Genomic DNA, 6,214 nt, shown 5'->3' with positions numbered 1-6,214 from the left:
ACTTCCGACGAGTGGATTACCACGCGTACAGGTATCAAATTTCGCCATATTGCAGACGACAGCGAAAAAACCAGCGATTTGGCCGCCGAGTCAGCGCGCCGCGCCTTGGCAGATGCCGGTTTGCAGGCTGACGATATCGACCTGATTATCGTCGCCACAGCTACCCCCGATATGCAGTTCCCTTCTACGGCAACCATCGTGCAGCAAAAATTGGGCATTGCCAACGGCTGCCCTGCCTTTGACGTACAAGCCGTGTGCGCCGGTTTTATGTATGCCCTGACCACTGCCAATGCCTACATCAAAAGTGGCATGGCGAAAAACGCTTTGGTTATCGGCGCTGAAACCTTCAGCCGCATCGTCGATTGGAACGACCGCACCACCTGCGTCCTCTTTGGTGACGGTGCGGGCGCGGTTGTCTTAAGTGCATCTGACGAACCGGGCATTATCCATAGCAAACTCAAAGCCGACGGCAACTACCTCAACCTTTTGAACGTCCCGGGACAAATTGCCAACGGCCAGATTTGCGGTTCGCCCTACATCAGCATGGACGGCCCCGGCGTATTCAAGTTTGCCGTCAAAATGCTGTCCAAAATCGCAGATGACGTTATCGAAGAAGCCGGTTATACCACCAATCAAATCGATTGGCTTGTGCCGCACCAAGCCAATAAGCGCATTATCGACTCTACCGCCAAACACTTGGGCTTGAGCATGGACAAAGTGATCCTGACCGTCCAAGACCACGGCAACACGTCCGCTGCCTCTATTCCGCTGGCACTGGATGTCGGTATTAAAAACGGCCAAATCAAACGCGGACAAAACCTCTTGCTCGAAGGCATCGGCGGCGGTTTTGCCTGGGGTGCGGTCTTAGTAAAATACTAACGGTTGGGCCGTCTGAACATCCCTTTCAGACAGCCTATTCTGCTAAAACCCATGAAATCCCTAACGTTTGCACTCTGCATCAGCAGCCTGTTTTTAAGCATAACGGCTATAATATTGCCCAAACTGGCAATCGCCTATCTCGCACTGAGTGCATACGTTTTCCTGCTTTACTACCTAGACAAACAGCGCGCACGCAACCACGGCAGACGCATACCCGAAGCAAAATTGCACCTGCTCAATCTGCTTGGCGGCTGACCGGGCGGTTATTGCAGCAGCCTCGCATTCCGGCATAAAACCAGCAAACTCAGTTTTGTCCGCACCTTCCGACTGACCGCCGCAACCAATACTGTCGCCACCCTCCTTCTGCTGGCGGACACCCTCAAACATTCAAACCAATAAGGAATTACCATGTCTTTCGCATTCTTCTTTCCCGGACAAGGCTCACAAAGCCTAGGCATGATGAACGGCTTTGCCGAGCAAGCCATCGTTAAAGCCACATTTGACGAAGCTTCCGCCGTATTGGGTCAAGACCTGTGGGCAATGATTAACGGCGAAGATGCCGAATTAATCGGACAAACCGTCAACACCCAGCCCATCATGCTGGCTGCCGGCGTTGCCACCTACCGCGCCTACTTGGAAGCCGGCGGTAAAATCCCTTCCGTCGTTGCAGGCCACAGTCTCGGCGAATACACCGCCCTCGTCGCTGCCGGCGCATTGGATTTCGCAGACGCGGTCAAACTGGTTCGTCTGCGCGCCGAACTTATGCAATCTGCCGTACCGCAAGGCGTAGGCGCAATGGCCGCTATTTTGGGTTTGGAAGACGATCAAGTAAAAGCCATTTGTGCCGAAGCTGCACAAGGCAAAGTCGTTGAAGCCGTCAACTTCAACTCCCCAGGCCAAGTCGTGATTGCCGGCAATACAGCCGCAGTCGAACGCGCCATGGCTGCCGCCAAAGAAGCCGGAGCCAAACGCGCCCTGCCGCTGCCTGTTTCCGTTCCCTCACATTGCAGCCTCATGAAGCCTGCAGCGGAAAAACTTGCCGAAGCACTGAAAGACATCACCATCAAACAACCGCAAATCCGCGTCATTCATAACGCCGATGTTGCCTCTTATGATGATGCTGACAAAATCAAAGATGCCTTGGTACGCCAACTGTACAGCCCGGTACGCTGGACAGAAACCGTCAACGCACTTGTCTCCGAAGGCATCACTGAATCCGCCGAATGCGGCCCCGGCAAAGTCCTCGCAGGCCTCGCCAAACGCATCAATAAAGAAGCCGCGTGCAGCGCATTGACCAATGCCGATCAAGTGACTGCATTTATCGAAGCCCACTAAAACGTTTTCAGACGGCCTTATCCTGTCAGGCAAGGCCGTCTGAAAAATCAGCTCACTCCAATCCGAATACATTATGAAAAAAAACATTATTCTTGCCGTTCCCTACATGTACGGACTGGATCAATGTATCGAAAAAAATCTGCGTTTTCTTGGTTTTGATGTCATTAACCTGTGCTATGACGACCGAGATTCCTATTATCCGAACTTGGGCAGCAGACTCAAAAATCTCTACCACAAACACATCACCAAAGACGGCAACTATAAAAAATACCTCAAATACAGCCGCCACCTCGACGACATTCAACAAAAACTGGCCTTGTTAAATGGTAAAAAAGCCGATTATGCGCTCTGTATCCGTGCCAATATTTACCCCAAAGAAATCATCGCCACCATCCGCGAACACAGCAATGTTTGTGTGAATTATCAATGGGATGGCGTAGGTCGTTTTCCAGATATTATTGAATATTTGGATTATTTTGACCAATGCTGGGTTTTCGATCCCGACGATATTCAAAAATATCCACAATGCCGTTTCAAAGCCACCACCAATTTTTACTTTGACTTTCCCGTGGCAGAATATGCACCTACCAACAAACTCTACTTTTTAGGCGGCTACGAACTTAGACGCGAAGAACAAACCAAACGCTTTATCCAAGAAACCGAACGCCTCAACCTACCCTTGGATTTTCATATCTACTGTAAAGACGATAGGGCTGAAAAAGCCTTCGGACACAACGGCATCCGCTATCTTGACCGCAGCAGCATCCTCAGCTTTGAAGAAAACCTCAGCCAAGTACAAAGTTGCGGTGCGGTTGTCGATTTTGCACAATTCGAACATTACGGCTTATCATTCCGTATCTTCGATGCGTTGCGTTTCGATAAAAAACTGATCACCACCAACAAACATATCTTGGAGACCGACCTATACCACCCGGACCGTGTGTTCGTATGGGACGGCGGTAATTTAGACGCATTGCCTGAATTCTTGGCGCGCCCGTATCAGCAACCTGACCCTGAAATCAAAGCCTATTATTCGTTTACACAATGGCTAAACCGCCTGCTCGGCATTGATTAACCCTATTGCCTACGGCAGATACTTCTGCCTGACAAAATATTACATCGAATACATTATGAGTAAGAAAAAAGTCATTCTCGCCATGCCGGAACTCTTCAAAATCCACGAACTCATTATTGAGAACTTGGAGAAATGCGGATTTGAAGTGCTGTCCCTGACCTATGAAGAAAAAGAGTTCAAATACAAAAATGTATTTCAACGGCTGAAAAAAATCTGGTATCGAAATATTCTTGGACAAAAAGACTTCAAAAAACGGACCATGTTCCGCGCCGTAGAAGAACGCCTCAATACCCTGTTAAGCGAACATCCCGAACAAGCGGATTATTGCTTCATGATTTGGCTAGGCGCCTACCCGAAAGACTTCATCGCCAAGCTCAGAGCGCATTCAAAATTGATGGTGTACTACAACTGGGAAGCCCTGACCTTCTTAAAAGAAGACTTCGACAACATCGAATTTTTCGACAAATTTTACTTTTTCGATCCGTTTGACCAAGGCAAACACCCCGAATACGCCGAAAAACTCTTTCCAACCACCAGCTTCTACTTTGACAGCTTCAGGCCGTCTGAAAACCCGCAAAACAAAATCTTGTTTATCGGCTCGTACGCTGCCGACCGCAACAATGACATCCGTGCATTTTGCGAAGCTGCACGTTCAATCGGTTTAGAAATAGATTTCCGCTTGGCCAGTAAGAAAATTGAAGAAGAAAAAGCGGCTTTGGGCATTCCCGAGGTCGAGTTCTTCTCATTTGAAAACGCCCTCTCCTATCGTCAAAACTTAGAAGAAGCGGCCAAATCCTCCGTATTGGTAGATTTCCTCAACCGCAAGCACTACGGCCTCTCTTTGCGGATTTTCGAAGCGATTGGTTTGGACAAAAAACTGATTACGACCAATCCGACCATCGTACATTACGATTTTTATCACCCGAACAATATGTTCTACTGGAATGGAAGCAACCTTGACGAACTCAAAGCCTTCCTGACCTTGCCGTATGTACCGCTTGCCCCCGGCCTGAAGCACAAATACAGCTTCAGCAACTGGATCAGCTGCGCATTTGATATTGAACCGAATATCCCTATCGGATTGCCTGAAATCGATAGAGACGTTGTGGAGAATTTAAATGTTTGATAGAGAAAAATTAGTATTAGAAACTGCTCATATCCGCAAACGAGAATTCATTGAACAGCCGAGACATATTGTTTATGCAGCCGATCAAAACTATATCAAACACATCGGCACTGCGTTACTTTCTGTGCTGCAAAACAATACCAATCCAATACATTTTCATTTGTTAGTTAGTGGTTCAGAAGGTTATGATTTTAATATTTTCGATCAAATTGAAACATCAAATCAAAACTACGCAATAAGCGTTTACCATTTAAATACAGAATACTTTTCTACCCTGCAGACTACCCATTATTTTACTATCGCTATGTATTACCGTATGAGTATCCCTTGCTTATTAAAAGGTATTGCTCATACTGCGCTTTATTTAGATACTGATGTACTGTGCTTGGGCAACATTGATGATTTATTTGAAATCGACATTTCAAATTCTTTGATTGCTGCCGTACCTGATGCAATCTTATACAGAGCATATATAAAACAACTCAATCAATTTGGTTTTACAGATACTGAGCCTTATTTCAACTCTGGGGTCATTCTATTCAATATTGACAAATGGAATGATATGGCAATAGATAAAATTTTGTCTGAAAAAATGCAAGCCGTAGAAAAACAGAATTTTAAACTCTCCTGTCCAGACCAAGATATTTTGAATTTAGCCTGTATAGGTCATGTACACTGGCTTTCAGAAAACTTTAACTGGATACATTGGCATCAAAAATACAGTGAATTAATCGACAATCCCAACAATATCCGCTTAGTCCATTTTGTTGGTCATATCAAACCGTGGCATCAATTAGGCTTCCACCCTGCATATGATCAATATTTTAAGAATTCCCCATGGAATAACGGATATCTAGAACAACCTCTATCAACTTGGTTGCCCTTTCCAAATCCTAAAAGGAAATTTAGACAAGCAGCCAAACGGCTTTGGAAACAAGGACAAAAAAAGCAAGCATGGGCATACTACAGAGAATATTTATTACGAAGAATCAACAAACGACGGTATCAAGCACCCTCCCCAGGTAAATAAGGCCGTCTGAAACCATTTTTCCAATCACAATTAAGGAATAAAACATGAGTACACAAGATTTAAGCGGCAAAATCGCTTTGGTAACCGGCGCATCGCGCGGTATTGGTGCGGCAATTGCCGATACTTTGGCTGCGGCCGGTGCAAAAGTTATCGGCACTGCCACTAGTGAGAGTGGCGCGGTTGCAATCGGCGAACGCTTGGCACAATGGGGTGGCGAAGGCCGTGCATTAAATTCTGCCGAACCTGAAACCATCGAAAATCTAATTGCCGACATCGAAAAAGAATTCGGCAAACTGGATATTCTGGTCAACAACGCCGGCATTACCCGCGACAACCTCCTAATGCGCATGAAAGAGGAAGAGTGGGACGACATCATGCAGGTCAACCTCAAATCTGTCTTCCGCGCCTCTAAAGCCGTATTGCGCGGCATGATGAAACAGCGTGCCGGCCACATCATCAACATCACATCCGTTGTCGGCGTGATGGGCAATGCCGGCCAAACCAACTATGCAGCCGCAAAAGCAGGCTTAATCGGCTTCTCCAAATCTATGGCGCGTGAAGTCGGCAGCCGTGGCATTACCGTCAACTGCGTTGCCCCCGGCTTTATCGACACCGATATGACCCGCGCCCTACCGGAAGAAACCCGCAAAACCTTTGAAGCGCAAACTTCTTTGGGCAAATTCGGTGAAGCACAAGATATTGCCGATGCAGTCTTGTTCTTGGCTTCTGATCAGGCAAAATACATTACCGGTCAGACACTTCATGTCAA

7 protein-coding genes are annotated in these 6,214 nt (G+C 46.9%); all 7 read left to right on the top strand.

Features of this window, described 5'->3' with window-relative positions; genetic code table 11:
* Window positions 1–879 (top strand): beta-ketoacyl-ACP synthase III (locus ACTHS3_RS09840; protein ID WP_440367857.1); only part of this gene is annotated, 879 nt, incomplete at its 5' end.
* Between the two features lie 51 nt (window positions 880–930).
* A complete protein-coding gene (locus ACTHS3_RS09835; RefSeq protein WP_224783389.1) occupies window positions 931–1,134 on the top strand; it encodes a DUF1294 domain-containing protein in 204 nt (67 codons plus the stop codon).
* A gap of 153 nt (window positions 1,135–1,287) precedes the next feature.
* A complete protein-coding gene (fabD, locus tag ACTHS3_RS09830) occupies window positions 1,288–2,214 on the top strand; it encodes an ACP S-malonyltransferase (RefSeq protein ID WP_070625182.1) in 927 nt (308 codons plus the stop codon).
* Window positions 2,215–2,287: 73 nt separating this feature from the next.
* Window positions 2,288–3,289, top strand: coding sequence for a hypothetical protein (locus ACTHS3_RS09825; RefSeq protein WP_049336360.1), 1,002 nt, complete (start codon window positions 2,288–2,290; stop codon window positions 3,287–3,289).
* A gap of 55 nt (window positions 3,290–3,344) precedes the next feature.
* Window positions 3,345–4,415 carry a hypothetical protein gene (locus tag ACTHS3_RS09820; protein ID WP_049336417.1) on the top strand — a complete coding sequence of 357 codons (1,071 nt, stop codon included), beginning with the start codon at window positions 3,345–3,347 and terminating at the stop codon, window positions 4,413–4,415.
* Window positions 4,408–5,445 carry a glycosyltransferase family 8 protein gene (locus ACTHS3_RS09815; protein WP_049336358.1) on the top strand — a complete coding sequence of 346 codons (1,038 nt, stop codon included), beginning with the start codon at window positions 4,408–4,410 and terminating at the stop codon, window positions 5,443–5,445. The genes ACTHS3_RS09820 and ACTHS3_RS09815 overlap by 8 nt, the downstream gene beginning before the upstream one ends.
* 44 nt (window positions 5,446–5,489) lie before the next feature.
* A partial coding sequence (gene fabG / locus ACTHS3_RS09810) for a 3-oxoacyl-ACP reductase FabG (RefSeq protein ID WP_440367854.1) occupies window positions 5,490–6,214 on the top strand: 725 nt, incomplete at its 3' end.

This window comes from Neisseria sp. P0009.S007, assembly GCF_051962515.1.
The sequence above is the reverse complement of the archived record's forward strand: the minus strand, read 5'-3'. Positions and strand labels throughout refer to the sequence as shown.

Excerpts from the sequence above, each read along its gene's own strand:
- fabD (WP_070625182.1), top strand. The coding sequence starts at position 1,288 with ATGTCTTTCGCATTCTTCTTTCCCGGACAAGGCTCACAAAGCCTAGGC.
- ACTHS3_RS09820 (WP_049336417.1), top strand. The coding sequence starts at position 3,345 with ATGAGTAAGAAAAAAGTCATTCTCGCCATGCCGGAACTCTTCAAAATC.
- ACTHS3_RS09825 (WP_049336360.1), top strand. The coding sequence starts at position 2,288 with ATGAAAAAAAACATTATTCTTGCCGTTCCCTACATGTACGGACTGGAT.
- ACTHS3_RS09815 (WP_049336358.1), top strand. The coding sequence starts at position 4,408 with ATGTTTGATAGAGAAAAATTAGTATTAGAAACTGCTCATATCCGCAAA.
- ACTHS3_RS09835 (WP_224783389.1), top strand. The coding sequence starts at position 931 with ATGAAATCCCTAACGTTTGCACTCTGCATCAGCAGCCTGTTTTTAAGC.